This is a genomic window from Halorarum salinum (assembly GCF_013402875.1).
Taxonomy (GTDB): Archaea; Halobacteriota; Halobacteria; order Halobacteriales; family Haloferacaceae; genus Halorarum; species Halorarum salinum.
Map to the genome: position 1 here is coordinate 428,232 of NZ_CP058579.1, position 22,039 is coordinate 450,270.

The window sequence follows — 22,039 nt, forward strand, 5'->3', positions numbered from 1 at the left end:
CCTCCGTTCGGGCGAGCGAGGGAGACCGCACGAGACCGAAGGTCCCACATAGCGTGTGGCCGGTGCGCGCCGGGCGACCGACTCCCGTACGGCTCCGTTCGGACGACGTCGACGCAGTCGCCGGGGGAATCGTTAAGAGGAATCTCGCCGTCACATCGACCGATGACGGAGTCCGAGGACTGTCACATCCCCGAGTGGGCGGCGCTCATGGGCGTGTCGGTCCCCGAGACGGCCTGCGAGGAGCGGGCCCTCGGTTCCCGGGGGCGAGAGGACCGCTGAGCCGGCCGTTCAGTTCCGCCGCGGTTCGCGAAGTTTTACCCGCGGTGACGGCCAAGAGCCGCTGATGGCGGAGGCCGCCGACCCCGACACCGAGTACGTCGACCACGCCCTCCTGAACCCCGGGTTCATCGAGCGGCGGCGCTACCAGGTCCAGCTCGCCGAGACGGCGAAGCGGGCCGACACGCTCGTCTGCCTGCCGACCGGGCTGGGCAAGACCACCGTCTCGCTGCTCGTGACGGCCCACCGACTCGCGGAGGTCGGCGGCAAGGCGCTGCTGCTCGCGCCGACGAAGCCGCTCGTCCAGCAGCACGCGGAGTTCTACCGCGAGGCGCTGTCGGTGCCCGACGACGAGATCGTCGTGTTCACGGGCGACGTGAAGCCGGACGACCGCGCGGCGCTGTGGGACGAGTCGCGGGTCGTCATCGCCACGCCGCAGGTGGTCGAGAACGACCTCGTCGGCAACCGCGTCTCGCTCGCGGACGTGACCCACGTCACCTTCGACGAGTGCCACCGCGCGACCGGCGACTACGCGTACGTCTACATCGCCGATCGCTACCACGCCGACGCGGAGCGACCCCTCGTCACGGGGATGTCCGCCTCGCCGGGCGGCGACGAGGAGGAGATCCTGATCGTCTGCGAGAACCTCGGGCTCGACGAGGTCGAGGTGATGACCGAGGCCGACTCGGACGTCTCGGAGTACACCTACGACACGGACGTCCAGTGGGAGAAGATCGAACTCCCCGACTCCATCATCGAGATCCGGAACTCCCTGAACGAGGTGATCGGGGACCGGCTGGAGAGCCTCAAGTCGCTCGGCGTCTCGAACACGACCCAGCCCGACGTCTCCCAGAAACAGCTCAACGAGATGCGCGCGCAGCTCCAGCGCATGATGGACGGCGGGAACTCGGACGCGTACAAGGGGATGTCCGTCCACGCCGAGGTGATGAAGCTCCGACGCGCGGTCGAACTCGTCGAGACCCAGAGCGTCGAGGCGCTCCGGCGCTACTTCGAGCGCCAGCGCAACGCCGCCCGCTCGTCGGGGGCGTCGAAGGCGAGCCAGCGGATGATCGCCGAGCCGAAGGTGCGGGAGGCGATGCGGAAGGCCGAGTCGTTCGACGACCTCCACCCGAAGTTCCGGCGCACCAGGGTGCTGCTCGCCCAGACGCTCGGCATCGGCGGCGGCGAGCGCGTCATCGTGTTCACCGAGTCGCGCGACACCGCAGAGGCGCTGACGGAGTTCCTCTCGGCCTCCTTCGACACCCGGCGGTTCGTCGGGCAGGGCGACAAGGAGGGGAGCGACGGGATGACCCAGAAGCAGCAGGGGGAGACGCTCGACGCGTTCCGCGCCGGCGAGTTCGAGGTGCTCGTCTCCACCTCCGTCGCCGAGGAGGGGCTGGACGTGCCGGAGGTCGACCTCGTGCTGTTCTTCGAGCCAGTTCCGACGGCCATCCGGTCGATCCAGCGGAAGGGCCGGACCGGCCGGCAGGACGAGGGGGAGGTCGTCGTGCTGATGGCCGAGGACACCCGCGACGAGGCGTACTTCTGGATCTCACGGCGCAAGGAGAAGCAGATGGAGGAGGAGCTCCGGTCGCTGAAGGGCGTCGCCGAGAACGTCGAGGCGGAACTCGGCGGCGACGGCCAGGCCGACCTCTCGTCGTTCGACGGGGACGGGTCGAGCGGCGGGTCGGCGGGCGGCCCGAACGCCGACTCCGGGAACGAGGGCTCGGCCGACGGAGCGGCGAGCGGGAGCGCACAGCCCGGACTGACGGAGTTCGACGCCGAAACCGGCGACGGGTCGGACCCCCGGGACGACGGGTCGGGTTCCGCGGTCGACGACCGGGCGGGCGCGGGGGACGATTCGGCGGCCGCCGAGGACGACGCCGAAACGTCGGACGGGGGCGTCGTCGCGACCGCCGGGACGAACGACGACGTCGAGGGCACCGAGATCGTCGTCGATCAACGCGAACTCGACTCGACCATCGCGCGCGACCTCTCCACGCGGGATGGGGTCACCACCCGGCTCGAGACGCTCGAGGTCGGCGACTACGTGCTCTCGGACCGGGTCGCCGTCGAGCGCAAGTCCGTCGCGGACTTCCTCGACACGCTCGTCGGCGGCGATCGCTCGATGTTCGAGCAGGTCAAGGACACGGCCCGTGCCTACTCGCGTCCGATCGTCATCGTCGAGGGCGAGGACCTCTACGGCGAGCGGAACGTCCACCCCAACGCGGTCCGGGGGGCGCTCTCCTCGCTCGCCATCGACTTCGACGCCTCCGTCCTGCGGACCGAGGACGAGGCCGACACGGCGGACTTGCTGGAGGTCATCGCGAAGCGCGAGCAGGAGACGAACGACCGCGAGGTGTCGGCCCACGGCGAGAAGGCGGCCAAGACGCTCGCCGAGCAGCAGGAGTACGTCGTGAGTTCCATCGCGGACATCGGCCCGGTGACCTCGCGGGCGCTGCTGGAGCACTTCGGCACCGTGGAGGCGGTGATGACCGCCCGGGAGGAGGACCTGCTGGAGGTGTCCGGCGTCGGCGAGGTGACCGCCGAGCGCATCCGCGAGGTCGTGGGCGAGGAGTACCCGGAGTAGGTTCGACCCGGCCGTCACTCCCCGAACGGGTGGTCGAAGGCGGCCCTCACTCGACCCCGCCCAGGGAGTACGGGCCGGTGTTGTTCCGTGCCGACAGGACGACGCTCCGGGCGTTCTCGCGGATCGAACGGCTGGTCGATCCGGAGAGGAGCTGCCGGAGGCGGCCCGTCGTCGGCGCGCCGAGGACGGTGAGCCCGTAGTAGCGCGACTGCTCGACGATCGCCTCGGCGGCGTCGTCCGCCTCGAGCACCCACGTCGTGGTCGTCCCGGGCCGCCCGATCCGCCGGGACGCGGCGTCGACGTACTCCTCCGCGAGCTCCCGCTCGTCCGCGGAGGCGTCCCCGTCGACGACGTGGAGGACGTCGATCCACGCCCCCCAGTCCTCGGCGACGCGCCGGGCGACGTCCGCCGCGAGCCCGGAGTGGGGACCGCCGGCGATGGAGACCAGGATCGACGGCGCCTCCCCGTAGCCGTGCTCGCCGTTCGCGACGACGACGTCGCAGTCGGCCTGGACGGCGATCCGCTCGGCGACCTCCCGGCCGAGCAGGTCGCTCGGCGATCCCCCGGGGAGCACGAGCGTGTCGACGTCGTCGCCGTCGACCGCGCGGAGCACCTCGTCGACGAGGCGGCTCCCGTGGGCCGCTCGCCCGCCCGCTCGCCCGGTCGACCCGTCCAGGGACCGGGAGAGGAGGCGGGCCGCGTCGTCGTCGGCGACCCGGTCGCGCGCCTCGCGAAGCGTCCGTTCGGAGGCCCAGCCGGGGTCCAGCACCCCGACCGACGCGTCCGCGATCCGGGCGAGCGTGGCGGCGACCCCGAGCTGGTCGGCGAGAGCCGGGGCGTCCACGTCGAGCAGCGGTGCCATGAGGCGTCGACCCTCGAGTTCTCCCCCGAAGTACGGCGCCCCCTCGGGGAGCCCGTCCCCACCCCCCAGCGCGGTGAACGGCGACAGCGTCATACATCGTTCCTCCCGCCCCGGTCACAAAAAACCGGACGTCGGTTCGGGGGACGAACGGGCGGGAACGCGGTCGAAACTGGGTCAGTACGGCGCTAACGGCCGTCCGACGGCTCCGACGCGCCCGTCAGGCGGAGGTTCGGTTCACATGCGTGGGCCGGCGTCACCAGGTCGTACACCGCCGAGCGGCCGACCGACTCCTCGAGGTACCGACGGTCGGCCCCGTCGAGACCCTCGCCGGCGACGTCGATGTCGACGTTCAGGTCGCCGAACGTGTCGATCGGATCGCCGGCCCCGTCCTCTACGTCCGCCAGGTGGAGGAAGACGAACGGGCCCCAGTCGATGGACACGCTGGTCTCCAGGCGGTCGAGTTCGATCCCGCGCCGATGGCGCTCATGGAGACGGCGGCGTTGAGACAGCCCGTGAGCGACGCCAGCGCCGTCTCGGTGACCTGGGGCCCGTCGGTCGGGTCGAGGAAGCCCACGGCCGCCTCCACCTCGCGATGCCCGCCCAAGTGGTGGGCGTACTCGCGGGCGACGCGGTCGATCCGCTCCCCGCCGAGCGTGTACGGCCCGGTCGTCGCCCTCGTGTGGATGGCGCGTCCCTCGTAGACGCCCTCGGCCGCGAGGCCGAACTGGACGTCCTCGGGGTCCGCCTCGGCGTTGGTGGGTGCCGGTGTTCGTCGGCAAGTAGGGAGCCGGTCGAGGTACGACCGGCCGTCGAGTCGGGACCCGACCGCGTTCAGCGCCGCAGGGCGGAGAGCGCCTCCGCCGCCTCGCGGGCGGCCGCGAGGTGGTCGCGCGCGACCCGCGGGTCGTCGGCGTCGGCGCCGGCGGTCGCGTGGCGGGTCACCGCCGCGACGAGCGCGTCCGTCGCCTCGCCCGGGTCGCCGGCCGCGTCCGACGGTGGAGCCGCCGCCGTCGACGCCTCCGACCGGCCGTCGGGGCCGGATCGGCGTCCGGCGCCGGTCCGCCGCGGGTCGTCGCCGTCGTTCGACCCCGACCCCGACGGCGGCGCCCGTCGCCGGCCGCCCGCGTGCCGTCGGGCAGCAGGTGCATCGCCGGCGTTCCGTCCCGCGGGGTCGTCGCGCCCCGCCGGGTCGTCGTCCGGCCGCCCGTCGAGCGGGGCGTCCGCGGCTCCGTCCGTCGCGTCGGCGGCCGCGTCCGTCGCCGGTGGCGCGTCCGCGTCGTCCGCCGCCACCTCGTCGCCCTCGGCCGCCCCGTCGCCATCGACCGTCCCGTCGTTCGCGGGTCGCTCGGCCCGACAGGTCACGCAGAACTCCTGGCCGTTCTGCCGGAACAGGGGGTCGCCGCAGGTGTCGCAGTGCCTGTTCGTCATCGTCGCACCCTTGAGCAGCAGTTCGCTCATCCGGCGCGTCGACTCGCGCTTCTCCTCGTCGCGAGCGTACTTCTCGCGAAGCTTCTCGCGTTCGGCCTCCTTGTCGAACCCGGAGTCGCCGGCGTCCCCGCCGTCGCCGGGGTCTGTATCGCTCATACGCGTGTGAAGGAGGGCGGCGGCGAAAAAGTCAGCGGAGCGTCGTGCCGGCGGCCAGCGACCGGGGAGCCGCGCACCCGAGCGTTCAAATCCGATGACACGCTACTACGACCGTGTCGACCACGGACGACCACCTGCGCTTCTTCCCGTACGAGGAGCCGTACCCGAACCAGCGGGAGGCGATGGACCGGGTCGGCAACGCGCTCGCGCGGGGCCAGGACGTGCTCCTCGAGGGCGCACCCGGCACCGGGAAGACGCTCTCGGCGCTCGTGCCGGCGCTCGCACACGCCCGCGAGCACGACCGCACGGTCGTCATCACCACGAACGTCCACCAGCAGATGCGCCAGTTCGTCGAGGACGCCCGCGCCATCAACGAGGCCGAGCCCATCCGCGCGACGGTGTTCAAGGGGAAGTCCTCGATGTGCCACATCGACGTGGACTACCAGGAGTGCCAGACGCTCCGGGACACGACCCGCTCGCTCGTCGAGGACCGGCAGGACAGGGAGCAACTGGAACGCCGGCTGGAGGACCTCACCGACGAGATGCGCGACGGCGGGGGCGGAGGATCCGACGGGGGCGGGGTGAACGGCGGCGACGCCGGCTCCGCCGCGGAGGCCCGGCAGGCGGTCGCGGCGGAACTCGAGTCGCTGGAGGAAGAGATCGAGGACGCGACGAACGTCTGCGAGCACTACATGAACAACCTCACGGCCGACACCGGCGAGTTCTTCTCGTGGCTGTTCCGGGACGTCCGGCGACCCGACGAGGTGTACGAGTACGCCGAGCGCCAGGGGCTGTGCGGCTACGAACTGCTGAAGGAGGGAATGGAGGACGTGGAACTGGTCGTCTGCAACTACCACCACCTGCTCGACCCGACCATCCGCGAGCAGTTCTTCCGCTGGCTCGACCGCGAGCCGGAGGACGTCATCACGGTGTTCGACGAGGCCCACAACGTCGAGGGCGCCGCCCGCGAGCACGCCAGCGAGGCGCTCACGGAGAACACCCTCGAGTCGGCGCTCTCGGAACTGGAGGAGACGGACGACTCCCGCGCCGAGCCGGCCGAGAACGTGCTCCGGGCGTTCACCGAGGCGCTCCGGGCGACGTACGACGAGAACCTCGGCTTCGGCGAGCGCGAGCGGGTCGGCGAGAACTGGTTCGACGTCTCCGTCGCGAACGAGGACCGGCGCGACGACCTCACGCTCGCGTTCCTCGACCGCTACGAGGGGCGGGGGATCCGCGCGGAGTGCGACCTCGCGCTCCAGCTCGGCAAGCGCCTCGACGAGGAGTACGAGGACGCCTACCGCGACGGCGAGACCACCACCCGGCGCGAGTGTCACCTCCTCTCGGCGGCCGCGTTCGTCTCGGCGTGGATGGACGGCGGCGGCGAACTCGGCCAGCACCCGATGGTGTCGGTCCGCAGGGACGCCGGCACCGACGAGGTGTACGGCCGCGCGGAGCTGTACACCTGCATCCCGCGGGAGGTCACCCGGGACCTGTTCGAGGAGGTGTACGGCTCGGTGCTGATGTCCGCGACGCTGCGCCCATTCGACGTGACCCAGGACGTGCTCGGACTCGACTCGCCGGCCACGCTCGCCTACGAGCTGTCCTACCCCGAGGAGAACCGCCGGACGTACTCGGTGTCGACGCCGGCGCTGTTCTCCTCGGAGCGCGACGACCCCGGGACCCAGGAGACGGTCGCGTCGACGCTCTCGGACGCCGTCCGCTTCACGCCGGGCAACAGCCTCCTCTTCTTCCCGTCGTACGCCGAGGCCGAGCGCTACCACGAACTGCTCTCGGGCGACCCCGAACTCGGCACCGTTCTGCTCGACGGCTCGGACCAGGACACGGAGGACCTCCGGACGACGCTCGTCGGGAGCGACGACGCGGCGCTTTTCACCTCGCTGTGGGGGACGCTCGCGGAGGGGGTGAGCTTCGACGGCGACGCGGCCCGGACCGTCGCGGTCGTGGGGGTCCCGTATCCGCACCTCTCCGAGCGCATGGAGGCGGTGCAGGACGCCTACGACCGCGTGTTCGCCGAGCGCTCGCGGGACGCCGGGTGGGAGTACGCCGTCGAGATCCCCACCGTTCGGAAGACGCGACAGGCGCTCGGGCGGGTCATCCGCTCGCCGGAGGACTTCGGGGTTCGGTTGCTGCTGGACAAGCGGTACACGAGCGCGGACATGGGGAAGTACTCGGTGCGCGGGACGTTCCCGCCCGAGGAGCGGGAGGAGTTAATCGACATCAGGCCCGGGAAGCTGAAGTTCGCGATGCTGAACTTCTACTCCGATCACGACGCGTACTCGGGGTCGCCGCCGGAGCCGTAGTCGGGGTCGGCGGACGGCTCGAACGTCCGCCGACGTGTCGCCGACCGTGGCGCCGTCGGTTCCGTCGTCGGCACGCGGACCCCCGTTGCTTGCCCACTGAAGTCCACCAGCCTCCCCAACCGATCGCGCTCCTTGCTCCCTCCGGTCGCTTGCGGTGCTCATCCCTCGCGCGCTTCGGCCGCGCACGGGGCGCGGCCGAAGCGCGCCACCCCTGCTGCGATCGCACGGCAGGAATGCGGCCGTGTCCTACGCGAGCAGTTCCACGAGCAGCGCCTTCTGGGCGTGCATCCGGTTCTCCGCCTGCTCCCACACCAGCGTCCGGTCCGACTCCAGCACCTCGTCGGTGATCTCCTCGCCCCGGTGGGCCGGCAGGCAGTGCATCACCTTCGCGTCCGTGCCCCCGAGCAGGTCCTCGTTCAGCTGGTACCCCTCGAACGCGGGTAGTTTCTCCTCGCGCAGTTCTTCCTGGCCCATGCTCACCCAGACGTCGGTGTAGACGACGTCGGCCCCCTCGACCGCGCCCTCGGGCGAGTCCGCGAGCGTCGGCGCCCTCCCGGCCGCCGCGGCGCGCTCGATGCAGTCCTCGCCGAGGCCGTAGCCCTCCGGGGTGGCGACCGCGAGGTCCACGCCGGCGACCCCGCAGCCGACCGCGAACGACCGGGCGACGTTGTTGCCGTCGCCGACCCACGCGACCGAGACGTCCTCGAAGCCGTCGAACGTCTCCCGTATCGTCAGCAGGTCGGCGAGCGTCTGGCACGGGTGGGCGTCGTCGGTCAGCCCGTTGACCACGGGTACGTCGGCGTACTCCGCGAGCGTCTCGAGGTCCGAGTGGTCGAACAGCCGCGCCATGACGGCGTCGACGTAGCCCGAGAGCGCCCTGGCGGTGTCCTTCAGCGGCTCTCCGTGGCCGAGCTGGATGTCGCCGGGGCCGAGGAACATCGCGTGGCCCCCGAGCTGGGTCATCCCCGTCTCGAAGGACGCCCGCGTTCGGGTCGAGGGCTTCTCGAACAGCATCGCGAGCGTCGTCCGGGGCAGTTGCGTGAGGTCCCTGCCGGTCTTCAGCTCGGTCGCGCGATCGAGGAGCGCGGCCAGCTGGTCGGCCGTCAGGTCGTCCACGTCGAGCAGGTCGGTCGGGAACGGTTCGTCGGCGTCGGCGGTCGTGTCGGGGTCGTGGGTTGGTGTGCTCATGCTGGGTCGCTGAGGCGCTCGCTCACCGCGCACAGCACGTCGACTGCGCGGTCGAACTCCGCGAGCGGGAGGCGTTCGTTCGGGGCGTGGTCCAGGTCGGAGTCGCCGGGGCCGTAGGTCGCCATCGGAGCGTCCCAGGCCGCGGCGAACAGGTTCACGTCGGCGGTGCCGGTCTTGCGGAGGAGTCGAGGGTCGCCCCCCGCTCGTCGGATCGCCCCACGGAACGCCGTCGCCACCTCGCTCCGCGGGCTGGTCATCACCGGAGGGATGGGCTCCTCCCAGTGGACCGTCCCCGCGTCGAGTTCGGCGTCGGCGCGCTCGCGCACGTCCGCGGCCTCCATCTCGGGCGGCACGCGGAACTGCACGTCCATCGTCGCCTCCATCGACAGCCCGTCGGCCGAGAGCCCGCCGTCGAAGCGCACGGGCTTGGTCGTCACCCCCTCGAACACGGGTTCGTAGTCCTCCGTCTCGAAGGAGTCCTCGACCCGGCGCCACCAGTTCATCGCGTGCTCGACCGCGTTGGGGTCGGGCCGGGAGGTGTGACCCGACTCGCTCGTCGCGACGTAGGTGCCGGCGAGAAAGCCCCGGTAGCCCAGCGTCACGCCGTCCCAGCCGGACGGCTCGCCGTTGACGACCGCGTCGGGCGCCTCGCGGTCCTCCACGAGGAACCGGGCGCCCCGGGAGTCGGTCTCCTCGCCGACGACGCCGGCGAAGGAGACGCCCGTCTCGACGGCCGCGACGGCCATCGCCGCGAGCGGGCCGGTGGCGTCGACGCTGCCGCGCCCCCAGAGCACGGCGTCGCCGTCCGGCGAGTACTCGTCCCCCGCGTCGTGCTCCACGCGGACGGGAATGTCCCCGGGTACCGTGTCGACGTGGGAGGTCAGCAGCACCGAGTCGTCGGCGGGCGCGCGGACGTTCCCGACCTCGTCGACGAACACCTCGCGGTCGTGCTCGGCGAAGAACGCCGCCAGGCGCTCGGCGGCCTCCGCTTCCTCGCCCGACGGCGAGGGGATGGAGACGAGGTCGTACAGCAGTTGGCGCCCCTCGGTGTCGAGCGCGTCGCCGGCATCGTCCGCGTCGTCGACGGCGGACGCCATCGCGCTACAGCACCTCCGTCAGCGCGTCCACGACCGCGTCGACGTGCGCCTCCTCGACCACCAGCGGCGGGAGGAGGCGCAGCACCGACCGGCCGGCCGGGAGCGCGAGCACCTCGTGGTTCAGCGCGAGGTCGCGCAGCAGGCGGTTCGACCCGCGCTTCACCTCGATGCCGACCATGAGCCCCTGCCCGCGCACCTCGCGGACGCCGAGGTCGTGCTCCTCGACGGCGGCCGACAGTTCCTCGTGGAGGTAGTCGCCGACCGCCTCGGCGTGGCCGGGCAGGTCCTCCTCGACGATTCCGTCGAGCGTCGCGTTCGCGGCGGCGGCGACGAGCGGCCCGCCGGAGAACGTCGAGCCGTGGTCGCCCGCCTCGTCCGCCAGCCAGTCGGCACACAGCGTGGCGCCCGTCGGCAGGCCCGACGCCATCCCCTTCGCGGTCGTGAGCGCGTCGGGGACCACCCCGGCGTGCTCGCAGGCCCACAGCGCGCCCGTCCGCCCGAGGCCCGTCTGGATCTCGTCGAACACCAGCGCCGCGCCGGCGTCCTCGGTCAGTTCGCGGGCCGCGTGCAGGTAGTCGGCCGTCGCGGGGTTCACCCCGCCCTCGCCCTGCACGGGTTCGAGGAAGACGGCCGCCGTCTCGTCGTCGACGGCGTCGGCGAGTTCGTCCGCGTCGCCGTAGTCGACGAACTCCACGCCGCCGGCCAGCGGCTCGAACGCGGCGCGGTACTTCCTCTTCCAGGTCATCGCCAGCGCGCCCATCGTCCGGCCGTGGAAGCCCCGCTTCGCGGCGACGATCTTCTCCCGGCCGGTCGCCGAGCGCGCGAACTTCATCGCCGCCTCGTTCGCCTCCGTCCCGGAGTTGCAGAGCCACACCTTCCGGAGGTCGCCGGGCGCGAGCGCGCCCAGTTTCCCGTACAACTCGGTGCGGGCCTCGACGGGGTACGAACCCTGGACGTACAGCAACTCGGCCGCCTGCTCCCGGATCGCATCCACGACCGCGGGCGGGCAGTGCCCGAGCGGCGTGCAGGCGTAGGAGGCGCCGAAGTCGAGGTACTCCGTGCCGTTCGCGCCCGTGAGGTGGACGCCCTCGCCCGACTCGATGCCGAGCGGCTTCTCCGAGAAGACGAACCCCTCGCCGAGTTCGTCCTCGGCGACGTCGAGGGAACTCACTGCTCCACCCCCTCGGCGTCCTCGCCGCCCTCGGCGTCGCTGCCGGATCCGACCACGGCGGCGCGGTCGATCCGCGTGCCGGCGCCGTCGAGCGCGGCGACGATGGGGTCGCGGACGTTCGCGTCCGAGACGTACACCGCCGCGGCACCGCCCTCGAGCGCCTCCTTCGCGGCCATCACCTTGCGCGTCATGAACCCCTCCGCCGCGGCCTCGAGGTCCTCGAAGTCCGCGGGGCCGTCCACGGCGCCGATGAGCGTGTCGGCGTCGTCGGGGTCCTCGTACACGCCGGCAACGTCCGTCAGGACGACCAGTTCGCCGCCGAGCGCGCCCGCGACGGCCGCGGCCGCGCGGTCGGCGTCGGTGTTGACCGCCGTGACGTCGCCGTCGCTCTCCTCGCCGAGCATCGGCGGCGAGAGCACCGGCGTGTAGCCGTCGGCGAGCAGCCCCGAAAGGAGCCCGTCGTCGACGGCGTCGATGCGGCCCGAGTGGTCGCCGCGTTTGATCTTCCTCTTGCCGTCCTCCAGAACGCGGACCGCCGACTTGCGGGGGCCGGCCAGGAGGCCGCCGTCGACGCCCGAGAGGCCGAGCGCGTCGACGCCGGCGTTCCGGAGGCCGACGACGAGTTCGGTGTTGAGCTTGCCGGGCAGCGCCATCTCGAACACCTCCATGGCGTCCTCGTCGGTGAACCGACCGGTGACGCCGCCGGGCGTCTCGACGTACTCGGGCTCGCGCCCGAGCGCCTCGAGCTGGTCGTCCACCTCGGTCGAGCCGCCGTGGACGACGACGACCTCCCGGCCGTTGGCGACGAGGTGGGCCACGTCGCCGACCGCGCCCGCGGGGTCGACCGCGCGGGCGCCGCCGAGCTTCACGACGACCGGCGGTTCCGTTCCTCCGTCCGTGTAGAGGTCGGGAGTCCCGGTCATGGCGAACCCACGGGGTGGAGCCCCAGTTGGTCCAGCCCGGCCGTCTCCTCCAGGCCGAGTGCGACGTTGGCTGCGTGGACCGCCTGGCCGGCCGAGCCCTTCATCATGTTGTCGATGGCGCCGAACGCCACGACGCGCTCGTTACCGGGGTCCAGCGCGAAGCCGACCTCCGCGCGGTTCGTCCCCGCGACCGCCTTCGGCTCGGGGTAGCGGTACGTCCCGCCGCCGCCGGCGACCAGGTCCACGAACGGCTCGTCCTCGTACGCCTCGCGGTAGGCGCCCCAGAGGTCGCCCTTCGTGACGGGACCGTCGGGGAAGGCGTGACACGTCGCCGACGCGCCGCGGACCATCTCCACCGCGTGCACGGTGAACGCCGTCGGGAGGTCGAGGTACGCCTCCAGTTCCGCCTCGTGGCGGTGGCCGGTCGGCGCGTACGGCCGGACGACGCCGGAGCGTTCGGGGTGCGAGGAGGCCTTGCCGCCGCTCGCGCCGCCCTCGGAGGAGCCGACTTTCACGTCCACGACCACGCGGTCGTCGCCGGTCACGACGCCGGCGTCCACGAGCGGCTTCATCGCCAGCAGGGTCGCCGTCGCGTTGCAGCCGCCCGCGGCGATCAGCTCCGCGCCGGGGAGGTTCCCGCGGTTCAGTTCGGGGAGCGCGTACTCCGCGTCGGCGAGGTGTTCGGTCGCCGTGTGGCCGTCGTACCACTCGTCGTAGGCGTCGGCCTCGGGCAGGCGGAAGTCCGCCGAGAGGTCGACGACGAGCCCCGCAGCGTCGCGGAACGAGTCGATATGCTGCATGGAGACGCCGTGGGGCGTCGCCGCGAACAGCACGTCCACGGACTCCAGCTCCTCCGGCGAGGAGAAGCGGAGGTTGAGCCCCCGCAGGTTCGGGTGGACGTAGCCGACCGTCTTGTTCTCGTACTCGCGGGAGGTGGCCTGCACGACCTCGAACGCGGGGTGGCCGACGAGCAGGCGAAGCAGCTCGCCGCCGGTGAAGCCGGAGCCGCCGACGACCGCGGCGGTGAACCCTTCGCCCGTCCCCTCGTCCTCGGCGCTCGTCGTCATACCGCGGCCGCCTCCGCAGCCACGTCCGCCTTCAGTTCGAGCCAGTCGACGACCGCCGCGGGCACGTCGACGTCGACGCAGCCGTTCAGCGCCTTGAACTCGACCGTGTGGTTCACCTCGTGGACGGTGTACTCGCCGCTGCCGGCGCCGCCGACCTCCATGAGGTCGACGCCGAGCAGGCCGCCGCCGACCGCGTCGCTCGCCCTCCGGACGAGTTCCCTCGCCTCGTCGTCCAGTTCGAACTCGGCCGTCTCGCCGCCCTTCGCGGCGTTCGTGAGCCAGTGGTCGGAGGTGCGCGTCATCGCCGCGACGGGCTCGCCGTCGCAGGCCACCACGCGCACGTCGCGGCCGGGCTTCTCGACGAACTCCTGGACGTAGAACACCTTGTGCTCGTAGTGGCCGAGCGTCTCCTTGTGCTCGAGGATGGCCTCGGCGGCCGAGCGGGTGTCGATCTTCGCCATCAGGCGGCCCCACGAGCCGATCACCGGCTTGAGCACGCAGGGGTAGCCGAACGCCTCGATGGCCTCGAGGGCGGCGTCGGTCGTGAACGCCACCTCCGTCGCTGGCGTGGGAACCCCGGCGGCCTCGAGCGCGAGGCTGTTCTTCACCTTGTTCGCGCACGTCTCGGCCGTCTCCGGCGCGTTGACGACGGGGACGCCGTAGTGCTGCAGGTACTTCGTCGCGTACAGCGAGCGCGAGGTGGCGAGACAGCGGTCGAGGACGACGTCGCAGTCGGCAACGTCGGCCCCGTTCGCGTCGAGGCCGTCGAGGCCGAACCGGAGCTTGCGCACGTCCAGCTTCTCGACCTCGTGGCCGCGGTCGCGGAGCTCCGAGAGGAGGAGCTTCTCGTCCCTGCGGATCCTGGAGTAGAGGAGCCCGACCCTCATCTCACTCCCCCCAGTCCTCTTCGAGCTCCGGGGCTCGCTCGAGGACCGGCGGGGAGACGTCCACGACCTCCAGTTCCGCGCCGCAGGTTCCACAGTCGACGATCTCCCCGATCTCCAGGTCGTCGTGCAGGGTCACCGCGGACCCGCACTCGACGCATTCTGCTTCCGTCATGGTGTACCCGACCGTAGCCGCCTCACCACCTTTAATCCGTCGGTTTTGTAATTTAAATTAAAAGACGGGGTCGTCGCTATCGGAGTCGAGAGGGGCTGAAACCGTCGTGTTCCGTTTCGATGTCGGAAATGTGTGATGTGGCCCCGAGGAGGGCCGGCGGCGGGACCTCGCCCGCCGGGACCGGGGACGGGGCAGGCACCGGGATCGGCGCGACGGCCGGCGTCGGTCGCCCCGGTCGTCGCGGCACGACGCCGGGCCCTCGCGGCGGTCGCGGCGCGACGCGGAGCGGTCGTCGCACCGCTCGCCGTCGCTCCCGGCGTCGTCGAACCCGTCGGACGGCGGGGAGCGACTCAGACACGCTCGCTCACCGCCCGTTGCAGATCGTCGGCCGCGGCGTCGAGCGCGTCGCGGCGCTCGGCCAGCGCGACCGCGTGGTCGTCGTACGAATCCTCCATGCGCGCGAGGGACGCTGCCAGCGCGTCGGGCGCGGGGCCGCCGCGCGAATCGCGGGCGGCGACGCTCCCGGCCGGGTCGAGCGCGGCGTCGACGTCCTCACGGCTCACGTGCGTCCACAGGGACTCCCCCAGTACCTCCTCGGCGGCCGCGTCAAGATTTGCGGCGAGAGCGTCGGGGCTGGCGGAATCCTCCGTTTCGGCCGCGGCCGTCGCCACCAGTTCGTGGGCCGTCCGGAACGGCACGCCCGTCGTCGCCAGCGCGTCGGCGACGCCCGTCGCCGTCGAGAACCCGGCGCCCGCGTCGGCGGCGCACGCCTCCGCGTCCCACTCGGCGGTGGCGACCGCGCCGGCGGCGACCTCGGTCGCCTCGGTCACGGAGTCGACGGCCGTCCAGGCGTGGGGCGTCGCGCGCTGGAGGTCCCGGTTGTACGCGCGGGGGAGCCCCTTCAGCGTCGTCAACAGCCCCGTCAACGCTCCGACCGCGTCGCCCGCGGCCGCGCGGACGAGTTCGAGCGTGTCGGGGTTCTTCTTCTGGGGCATGATCGACGAGGTCGAGGAGTAGTCGTCCGAGAGGACGAGGTAGCCGTCCTTCGCGTGCTCGATGCCGTCGGTCGCGAGCCCCGAGAGCGTCGTCGCGAGCGTCGCCAGCGCCGCACACGACTCCGCGAGGAAGTCGCGGGCCGACGACGCGTCGGTCGAGTTCTCCACGACGCCGTCGAACCCCAGCAGGTCCGCGGTCCGCTCGCGGTCGACGTCGAACGGCGTGCCCGCGAACGCGGCGCCGCCCAGCGGCGACCGGTTCGTCCGGTCGTACGCGTCGAGCAGGCGCGCGGTGTCGCGCTCCAGCGCGCCGGCGTAGGAGGCGAGGAAGTGGCCCGCCGTCGTCGGCTGGGCGAACTGCCGGTGGGTGAACCCGGGCATGACCGTCTCGGCCTCCTCGGCGGCCGCGTCGAGCAGCGCCTCGCGGAGCGCGAGCGTCGCCTCGACGGCCGAGAGCAGGTCCCCCCGCAGGCGGTGGCGGATGCAGGCGGCCACCTCGTCGTTGCGCGAGCGGGCGGTGTGCATCTTCCCGCCGTCCGGGCCGACGCGGTCGACGACGGCGGACTCGACGGCCTCGTGCACGTCCTCACCGTCGGGGAGCGCGTCGTGCCCCTCGGCCTCGACGTCGTCCAGGGCGGCGAGGACGTCGGCCGCCTCGTCGTCGCCGACGATGCCCCGTTCGGCGAGCATGACGACGTGCGCGCGGTCGACGGCGAGGTCGGCGGCGAGGATGCGCTCGTCGGCCGCGAGGCTCGACAGGAACGAGCGGGCCGGGCCGCCCGCGAAGCGCTCGCGCCGGATGACTCCGGCGCCCTCGCCGCCTTCGTGAGGCGCCTCCGGCGCCTCTCCCTCGCCGGTGTCCATGGAACTACTCCTCGCTGCCGCCGTCGGTGGTCAGCGTCGCCTTCTCCTCGACTGCTTCCTCGGTCGCGCTCTCCTTCGCGTTCTCGAGCACCTCGTTCGCCAGGCGCTCCTGGAAGCCGTGGTACTTCGCGACGCCGGTCGCGTCGGCCTGCTCGATGCCGTCGACCGTCTCCGTGTTGAACGAGGCGGCCGACTCGGAGTAGACGCCGTACTCGGAGTCGCGGGCGACCGGGCGAGCCTGCCCGCCCTGGAGCTTCACGGTCACCGTGCCGGTGACCTTCGACTGGCTCGCGTCGAGGTAGCCCTCCAGCGACGCCATCAGCGGCGTGTCGACGAGCCCCTTGTAGCCCTGCTGGGCCCACTCCTCGTCGACGGTCGTCTTGAAGTCGCGCTCGGACTTGGTGAGGACGAGCTGTTCGAGCCCCTCGTGGGCCGTGAGCAGCACGGTCGCGGCCGGGTGCTCGTAGTTCTCGCGCACCTTCAGCCCGAGCATGCGGTCCTCCATCATGTCCGTGCGCCCGACGCCGTGGGCGCCCGCGAGTTCGTTGAGCTCCTCGACGAGTTCGACGGGGTCGAGTTCCTCGCCGTTCAGCGCGACGGCGTAGCCGTCCTCGAACTCGATCTCGACGAGTTCCTCGCCGCCCGCCTCGCCCGGGGCGTCGGTCCACTCGTAGATGTCCTCGGGCGGGACGTAGGTGGGGTCCTCCAGGTCGTCGCCCTCGACCGAGCGGGACCAGAGGTTCGTGTCGATCGACCACGCGCCCTCGTTGCCGCCCTCGACGGGCAGGTCCTTCTCGTCGGCGTACTCGATCTCCCACTCGCGGGTGAGCCCGAGTTCACGGACGGGCGCGATGACCTCCAGGTCGGAGGCGCGCCAGACGGCCTCGAACCGGAGCTGGTCGTTGCCCTTGCCGGTGCAGCCGTGCGCGACGGCGGCGCAGTCGTGCTCCACGGCCACCTCGAGGATCTTCTCGGCGATGACCGGGCGCGCGAGCGCGGTGCCGAGCGGGTAGCCCTGGTAGGTCGCGTTCGCGCGCACGGAGTCGAGACACAGCTCCGCGAACTCCGCCTTGGCGTCGACGACGTAGTGTTCGAGGTCGAGGGCCTCGGCCGTCTCCTCGGCCTCCGCGAACTCCTCTTCGGGCTGGCCGACGTCGACCGTGACGCCGATAACCTCGTCGTGTCCGTACTCCTCCTCCAGCAGCGGCACGCAGACCGTCGTGTCGAGTCCGCCGCTGAACGCGAGTGCCACGCGTGTCATTACCGATAGCTGTGGGCTTCAGGGTATTAAATTCGGCGCTTTTGGATTTGGAATAAAATTGTGAAGTGCGGACTCGGGGAGCCTGTTCGGCGGGGAGCACGTCAGCAACCGGCGGGGGAGGTGGGGGTAGTGTGGGCTCAGAGGCCCGGTCGTCGCGGCGGTCGCGACGGGACGCCGACGCGTCGCTCGACGGAAGAGCGGGCGCGAGCGACGGCGGCGTCCGTCATCGTTCGGGTCATCGTGCTCTATCGGCTTAAATCGTGCAGGTGCGGCAACGTTTGGGTGGGTTCAGTGTCCGAGGATTGGGGTCGGTCCGGTTCCGCGAGTGATCGACGGTAACGGGGCGCACCCGAAAGCCCCCGCTGCCCCGTTCAGTCCCACCCGCCGGACGGTCGGCCGAGCGACGGGGGCCTGACTACCGCTGTGCCCGCCGTGGGTAGTCCGCCCCGATGGTCTCGTTCGTCGGTCAGCCGACGGTGGCGTCGGCAGCAGGGGTGGCGCGCGACGCGAGCACTCGCGCGCGACGCGAGCACTCGCGCGCGAGGCTCACACGAGCATGGCGAGTGTGATGGTTCGAGACGGCGGTGCCGTCTCGTCACTCCGCGAATCGGAGATTCGCTGAGGCCGCGAGAGCGAAGCTCTCGCCCGCTGCCGAAGATCGGAGGGTTTCGTGCGGTTCCGCGGAGCGTGCTCCGAGGTGACTGGTGGACCTCAGTTGCCAAGCGGTAGTGGTCTGCCTCCACCCCCACCCCATCGGAACCGAGCGGAGTCCGATCTCGAGACACGAGCGGGCGAATCGGCCGAGGAGGCGGAACTGAACGCTACGTACGTCCGCGAACGTATCGCTCCAGTCCGAGTAACGACGAGTCCGTCCCCTCCCGGGCCTACTGAGTGTCCAACTGTTCGAGCTCCTGAGTGAGGTCCAGGATCTCCTCGACGGCCTCCGGTAAGGGTTCGAGACATGCCACGTTCGTTCGGGGGTCGTACGAGACGAGCCCATGGTCCGCCAACTTCGGAAGCTGCTGATGGTGCAAATTCAAGCGGATCCGTTCGACCTCCCTATCGTCGGTTTCGACCCCTTCGTGTTCCGCGACTAACGCCACGAGTCGGTCGAGGTCGGCACAGCCGTGGTCGTTGAGATAGAGGAGGACGAGACGACGGCGCGTCTCCCCCAATGCGTCGAAGAACCTGTCGATGTCCGCCCCTCCGTCCTGTACTACCTGCGGAAGCCGTCGGTGAGCTTCAGACCGATTCCGTTCGGGGCGGTCTCGCTCGGGTAGGGAGCCGGACATGTGGTTCTTATTTTATTTATTCGTGCTTAATTTCTTCTCCGTTTGAAGTGGCGAAGTCACCTCGATGTGCCCCGAATCGAGTAGCGAACCGCCGTCACCGAGCAACGAACGAGAGTCCACCGTGTGTCTCCGCTGGCAGGGGCAGCGTAGCCACTTTAGGGGCTAACTCATGTCCTGGTCCACCATGGACCGAGTACTGAACGTGCACACCCGTACCCTACACAAGCCGTGTGAAGAGGGAAGCCTTCGGGCGACCGCGTGTGGTTCGCTCTCGCACGTCTCCTCGGAGCACGTGCGATGGACGACGGACGAGGACCTCCGAACGCTGGACGCCGTTACTCGCTGCGGCAGCGGTCTTCCCGACGAAGGGGACTACTGACCGATCCGTCGCTCTCCCTTCACAGTTGTCGCAACCCCGGGTTTCCGTAGGTAGCGAACCGAACTCCTCGGCCAGTGTCGCGTGCGCCGGCCGTACTGGCCGCCCGCTTCCGGCCGACTCCGAATCGAGAGACTGTAGTCGATCCACCGACGAAACCACCCGGGGCAGAAGCGAGCGTGTTTTCCCCGCCGCCGCCGCACACCCGACAATGACTGACGGCACGCTGCGACTCGCGACGCGGGGCTCCGCGCTCGCCCGGGTGCAGGCCGAGGGCGTCGCGGACGCGCTCTCCACCCGCCGGCGCTCGGTCGAACTCGTGGAGGTCGAGACGCGCGGCGACCGCCTCTCGGAGGAGCTCATCACGCGGCTTGGGAAGACGGGGGCGTTCGTCCGGGCGCTCGACGAGCGGGTGCTCTCCGGGGAGTGTGACGCCGCGGTCCACTCGCTGAAGGACGTGCCGACCGAGATGCCCGAGGACCTCGTCGTGGCCGGCGTGCCCGAGCGCGCGCCGTCCGGCGACGTAATCGTCACCCTCGAGGGCGGAACCGTGGCGGACCTCCCGTCCGGCTCGGTCGTCGGCACCTCCTCGCTCCGCCGGAGGGCGGAGGTGCTCGCCGCCCGGCCCGACCTGGAGGTCGAACCGCTCCGGGGGAACGTCGACACCCGCCTGCGGAAGCTCGTCGGGCCGGCGCTCCAGCGGGAGCACGAGGCGCGCACCGAGGAGGAGCGCGAGCGGAAGGGGGACCTCACGTCGAGCGACGACGCCGGGGAGTTCGACCGGACCGTCGAGGAGTGGTTCGACGACCTCTCGGAGTTCCAGCGCCGGGCCATGGAGTACGAGCCGGACCCCGAGTACGACGCCATCGTGCTCGCGGAGGCGGGGCTGCGGCGCTCGGGCCTGCTGGACCGCCCCGAGTACGAGGTCGAGCGGCTGGAGCGCGCGGAGTTCGTCCCCGCGCCCGGGCAGGGCGCGATCGCGGTCACCGCCGCCGAGCGAGACGTCGTCGAGGCGATCCGCGAGGCCGTCGACCACCCGCCGACCCGGATCGCGGCGACCGTGGAACGAACGGTCCTCGCGGAACTCGGCGGCGGCTGTATCGCCCCCATCGGCGTCGGCGCGCTGCTCCAGGGCGAGCACGTCCAGGTCCGTGCCCGCGTCCTCTCGGCCGACGGCACCGAGGAAGTGGCGGCCAGCCGGGACCTGCCGGTCCGGCACCACGCGGACGCCGCCGCCGAGTTCGCCGCCGAACTCCGCGAGCGGGGCGCCGCGGAACTCATCGAGGAGGCCAGGCGCGAGGGTGACGCGAACGGCGAGGCCGCCCGGGAGGACGGATGACGGGGCGGGAGGCGTCCGGCTTCGTCTACCTCGTCGGCTCCGGCCCGGGCGACCCGGAGCTGCTCACGGTGAAAGCCCGCAGACTCGTCGACGAGGCCGACGTGGTGCTCCACGACAAGCTTCCGGGCCCGGAGATCCTCGGAGCCATCCCCGAGGGGAAGCGCGAGGACGTCGGCAAGCGCGCCGGCGGCGAGCGGACCAGCCAGGAGTACACGAACGACCGGCTGGTCGAACTCGCCGAGGAGGGCAAGACGGTCGTGCGGCTGAAGGGCGGGGACCCGTTCGTCTTCGGCCGCGGCGGCGAGGAGGCCGAACGCCTCGCGGAACACGGGATCCCCTTCGAGGTCGTCCCCGGCGTCACCTCCGCCGTCGCCGCGCCGGGCGTCGCGGGCATCCCCGTCACCCACCGCGACCACGCCTCCTCGGTCTCGTTCGTCACGGGCCACGAGGACCCCGACAAGCCCGAGTCGGCCGTGGACTGGGACGCGCTCGCCGCTTCCGGCGGGACGCTCGTCGTCCTCATGGGCGTCGGAAAGCTGCCCGAGTACACCCGCGCGCTCCGGGAGGCCGGCATGGACCCGGGGACGCCCGTCGCCCTCGTCGAGCGCGGCACGTGGCCGGAGATGCGCGTCGCGACGGGGACGCTCGCGGACGTCGTCGACGTGCGGGACGAGGCGGGCATCGAGCCGCCCGCGGTGACCGTGATCGGCGAGGTGGCGGCGACCCGCGAGCGCGTCGTCGAGTTCCTCCGGGGGCGGGGCGGCGCCGACGCGACGGCCGACGGCGGAGGTTCCGAATGAAGGTCGCCGTCTTCCGGCCCGACGACGAGCGGCTGGCCGGGGCGGTCGAGCTCCTCTCGGATCTGGGCGTCGAACCGGTCGCTGATCCGATGCTGGCGGTCGAACCCACCGGCGCGACCCCCGAGTCGGCCGAGTGGGTCGTGCTCACCTCGAAGACCGGCGTCGAGCTCGCGGCGGGGGAGGGCTGGTCGCCCGGCGACGCTCGACTGGCCGTCATCGGCTCCGCGACGGCCGAGGCGGCCCGCGAGGCGGGCTGGACGGTCGATCTCGTCCCGGCGGAGTACTCCTCCACGGGGCTGGTCCACGAGTTCGAGGACCGCGTCGGCGACGCGTCGGGCGTCACGGTCGAGGTCGCGCGCTCGGACCACGGGAGCCCGGTCCTGCTGGACGGGCTCCGGGCCGCGGGCGCGACGGTCCACGAGACGGTGCTCTACCGGCTCGTCCGCCCCGAGAACGCCGGCAAATCAGTCGAACTGGCCGCTGAAGGGGAGCTGGCGGCGGCCTGCTTCACCTCGTCGCTGACGGTCGAGCACTTCCTCGAGGCCGCGGACGAGCGCGGGGTCCGCGAGGCGGCGCTCGCGGGGCTGAACGACGCGACGGTCGGCTGCATCGGACACCCGACGCGCGAGACGGCCGAGGACCTCGGCGTCGAGGTCGACGTGGTGCCCGCACAGGCGGAGTTCGCGGCGCTCGCCGAGGCCGTCGTCGCCGAACTGTGAATCCGGCCCGGCGGGGTCGGGCTCAGCGGCCGTAGGTGAGCTTCGTCGCCCACTCGTCGAGCCTGTCGGTCACGCCCTCGAGCCACGCGGCGGGCGAGACGGCGCGCGCCTCCCGCTCCGAGAGCTCGATCCGCGGGCCCTGGTAGGGGTCGGCGGGGTCCTCGAGCACCTCGGTCACGGTGCTCATCGCGCACCGGCCGCAGGACTCGACCTCCTTGTCTCCCATGACCGGAACGTGGGGCCGGCGGATAGTTA

20 protein-coding genes are annotated in these 22,039 nt (G+C 71.8%); 6 read left to right on the top strand and 14 right to left on the bottom strand.

The features are described 5' to 3' along the window. Window positions 1–343: 343 nt before the first annotated feature. Complete coding sequence (locus tag HUG12_RS01985) at window positions 344–2,866, top strand: DEAD/DEAH box helicase (protein ID WP_179267164.1); 2,523 nt, start codon at window positions 344–346, stop codon at window positions 2,864–2,866. Window positions 2,867–2,912: 46 nt separating this feature from the next. On the opposite strand, the gene HUG12_RS01990 is transcribed toward HUG12_RS01985, so the two are convergent. Both HUG12_RS01990 and HUG12_RS01995 read right to left on the bottom strand, forming a co-directional pair. After that, window positions 2,913–3,821, bottom strand: a complete 909-nt coding sequence (locus HUG12_RS01990) for a universal stress protein (protein ID WP_179267165.1) — start codon at window positions 3,819–3,821, stop codon at window positions 2,913–2,915. 92 nt (window positions 3,822–3,913) lie between these two features. Next, the gene (locus HUG12_RS01995; RefSeq protein WP_179267166.1) at window positions 3,914–4,168 is read right to left on the bottom strand and encodes a hypothetical protein; all 255 of its coding nucleotides are present in this window, start codon (window positions 4,166–4,168) and stop codon (window positions 3,914–3,916) included. Window positions 4,169–4,240: 72 nt separating this feature from the next. Here HUG12_RS01995 and HUG12_RS02000 point away from each other — a divergent pair, with 72 nt between their 5' ends. Further along, window positions 4,241–4,429 (top strand): hypothetical protein, encoded by a 189-nt coding sequence (locus HUG12_RS02000; protein WP_179267167.1) that lies wholly within the window; start codon window positions 4,241–4,243, stop codon window positions 4,427–4,429. Between the two features lie 130 nt (window positions 4,430–4,559). Here HUG12_RS02000 and HUG12_RS02005 read toward each other — a convergent pair whose 3' ends face one another. Further along, window positions 4,560–5,312: an Sjogren's syndrome/scleroderma autoantigen 1 family protein gene (locus HUG12_RS02005; protein WP_179267168.1), complete on the bottom strand. Its 753-nt coding sequence runs from the start codon at window positions 5,310–5,312 to the stop codon at window positions 4,560–4,562. Between the two features lie 182 nt (window positions 5,313–5,494). Here HUG12_RS02005 and HUG12_RS02010 point away from each other — a divergent pair, with 182 nt between their 5' ends. Next, on the top strand, window positions 5,495–7,633 hold the full coding sequence (locus HUG12_RS02010) for an ATP-dependent DNA helicase (protein WP_179270540.1): 2,139 nt from the start codon (window positions 5,495–5,497) through the stop codon (window positions 7,631–7,633). Window positions 7,634–7,879: 246 nt separating this feature from the next. Here HUG12_RS02010 and argF read toward each other — a convergent pair whose 3' ends face one another. The 10 genes from argF to HUG12_RS02060 all read right to left on the bottom strand — a co-directional run bounded on the left by argF (window position 7,880) and on the right by HUG12_RS02060 (window position 18,550). Continuing rightward, window positions 7,880–8,821 (bottom strand): ornithine carbamoyltransferase, encoded by a 942-nt coding sequence (gene argF, locus HUG12_RS02015; protein ID WP_179267169.1) that lies wholly within the window; start codon window positions 8,819–8,821, stop codon window positions 7,880–7,882. Continuing rightward, complete coding sequence (locus HUG12_RS02020) at window positions 8,818–9,918, bottom strand: [LysW]-lysine hydrolase (protein ID WP_179267170.1); 1,101 nt, start codon at window positions 9,916–9,918, stop codon at window positions 8,818–8,820. Before HUG12_RS02020 ends, argF begins: the two co-directional genes overlap by 4 nt. A 4-nt stretch (window positions 9,919–9,922) precedes the next feature. Further along, complete coding sequence (locus HUG12_RS02025) at window positions 9,923–11,089, bottom strand: aspartate aminotransferase family protein (protein ID WP_179267171.1); 1,167 nt, start codon at window positions 11,087–11,089, stop codon at window positions 9,923–9,925. Next, the gene (locus HUG12_RS02030) at window positions 11,086–12,012 is read right to left on the bottom strand and encodes an acetylglutamate/acetylaminoadipate kinase (RefSeq protein ID WP_179267172.1); all 927 of its coding nucleotides are present in this window, start codon (window positions 12,010–12,012) and stop codon (window positions 11,086–11,088) included. Before HUG12_RS02030 ends, HUG12_RS02025 begins: the two co-directional genes overlap by 4 nt. Further along, the gene (gene argC, locus HUG12_RS02035; RefSeq protein WP_179267173.1) at window positions 12,009–13,079 is read right to left on the bottom strand and encodes an N-acetyl-gamma-glutamyl-phosphate reductase; all 1,071 of its coding nucleotides are present in this window, start codon (window positions 13,077–13,079) and stop codon (window positions 12,009–12,011) included. Before argC ends, HUG12_RS02030 begins: the two co-directional genes overlap by 4 nt. Further along, entirely contained in the window at window positions 13,076–13,966 is an 891-nt protein-coding gene (gene lysX, locus HUG12_RS02040) for a lysine biosynthesis protein LysX (protein WP_179267174.1), read from the bottom strand. The genes argC and lysX overlap by 4 nt, the downstream gene beginning before the upstream one ends. A 1-nt stretch (window position 13,967) precedes the next feature. Continuing rightward, window positions 13,968–14,138, bottom strand: coding sequence for a lysine biosynthesis protein LysW (lysW, locus tag HUG12_RS02045; RefSeq protein ID WP_179267175.1), 171 nt, complete (start codon window positions 14,136–14,138; stop codon window positions 13,968–13,970). 350 nt (window positions 14,139–14,488) lie between these two features. After that, window positions 14,489–15,997 carry an argininosuccinate lyase gene (argH, locus tag HUG12_RS02050; RefSeq protein ID WP_179267176.1) on the bottom strand — a complete coding sequence of 503 codons (1,509 nt, stop codon included), beginning with the start codon at window positions 15,995–15,997 and terminating at the stop codon, window positions 14,489–14,491. Window positions 15,998–16,001: 4 nt separating this feature from the next. Continuing rightward, window positions 16,002–17,258 carry an argininosuccinate synthase gene (locus HUG12_RS02055; protein ID WP_179267177.1) on the bottom strand — a complete coding sequence of 419 codons (1,257 nt, stop codon included), beginning with the start codon at window positions 17,256–17,258 and terminating at the stop codon, window positions 16,002–16,004. Between the two features lie 884 nt (window positions 17,259–18,142). Then, a complete protein-coding gene (locus HUG12_RS02060) occupies window positions 18,143–18,550 on the bottom strand; it encodes a DUF7344 domain-containing protein (RefSeq protein WP_179267178.1) in 408 nt (135 codons plus the stop codon). A gap of 587 nt (window positions 18,551–19,137) precedes the next feature. On the opposite strand from HUG12_RS02060, the gene hemC reads away from it, so the two are divergent. The 3 genes from hemC to HUG12_RS02075 are packed head-to-tail and all read left to right on the top strand — an operon-like array spanning window position 19,138 to window position 21,784. Next, window positions 19,138–20,265, top strand: a complete 1,128-nt coding sequence (gene hemC, locus HUG12_RS02065; protein ID WP_179267179.1) for a hydroxymethylbilane synthase — start codon at window positions 19,138–19,140, stop codon at window positions 20,263–20,265. After that, complete coding sequence (cobA, locus tag HUG12_RS02070) at window positions 20,262–21,065, top strand: uroporphyrinogen-III C-methyltransferase (RefSeq protein ID WP_179267180.1); 804 nt, start codon at window positions 20,262–20,264, stop codon at window positions 21,063–21,065. The genes hemC and cobA overlap by 4 nt, the downstream gene beginning before the upstream one ends. Then, entirely contained in the window at window positions 21,062–21,784 is a 723-nt protein-coding gene (locus tag HUG12_RS02075) for a uroporphyrinogen-III synthase (RefSeq protein ID WP_179267181.1), read from the top strand. Before cobA ends, HUG12_RS02075 begins: the two co-directional genes overlap by 4 nt. 22 nt (window positions 21,785–21,806) lie before the next feature. On the opposite strand, the gene HUG12_RS02080 is transcribed toward HUG12_RS02075, so the two are convergent. Further along, window positions 21,807–22,010 carry a hypothetical protein gene (locus HUG12_RS02080; protein ID WP_179267182.1) on the bottom strand — a complete coding sequence of 68 codons (204 nt, stop codon included), beginning with the start codon at window positions 22,008–22,010 and terminating at the stop codon, window positions 21,807–21,809. Window positions 22,011–22,039: the final 29 nt, after the last annotated feature.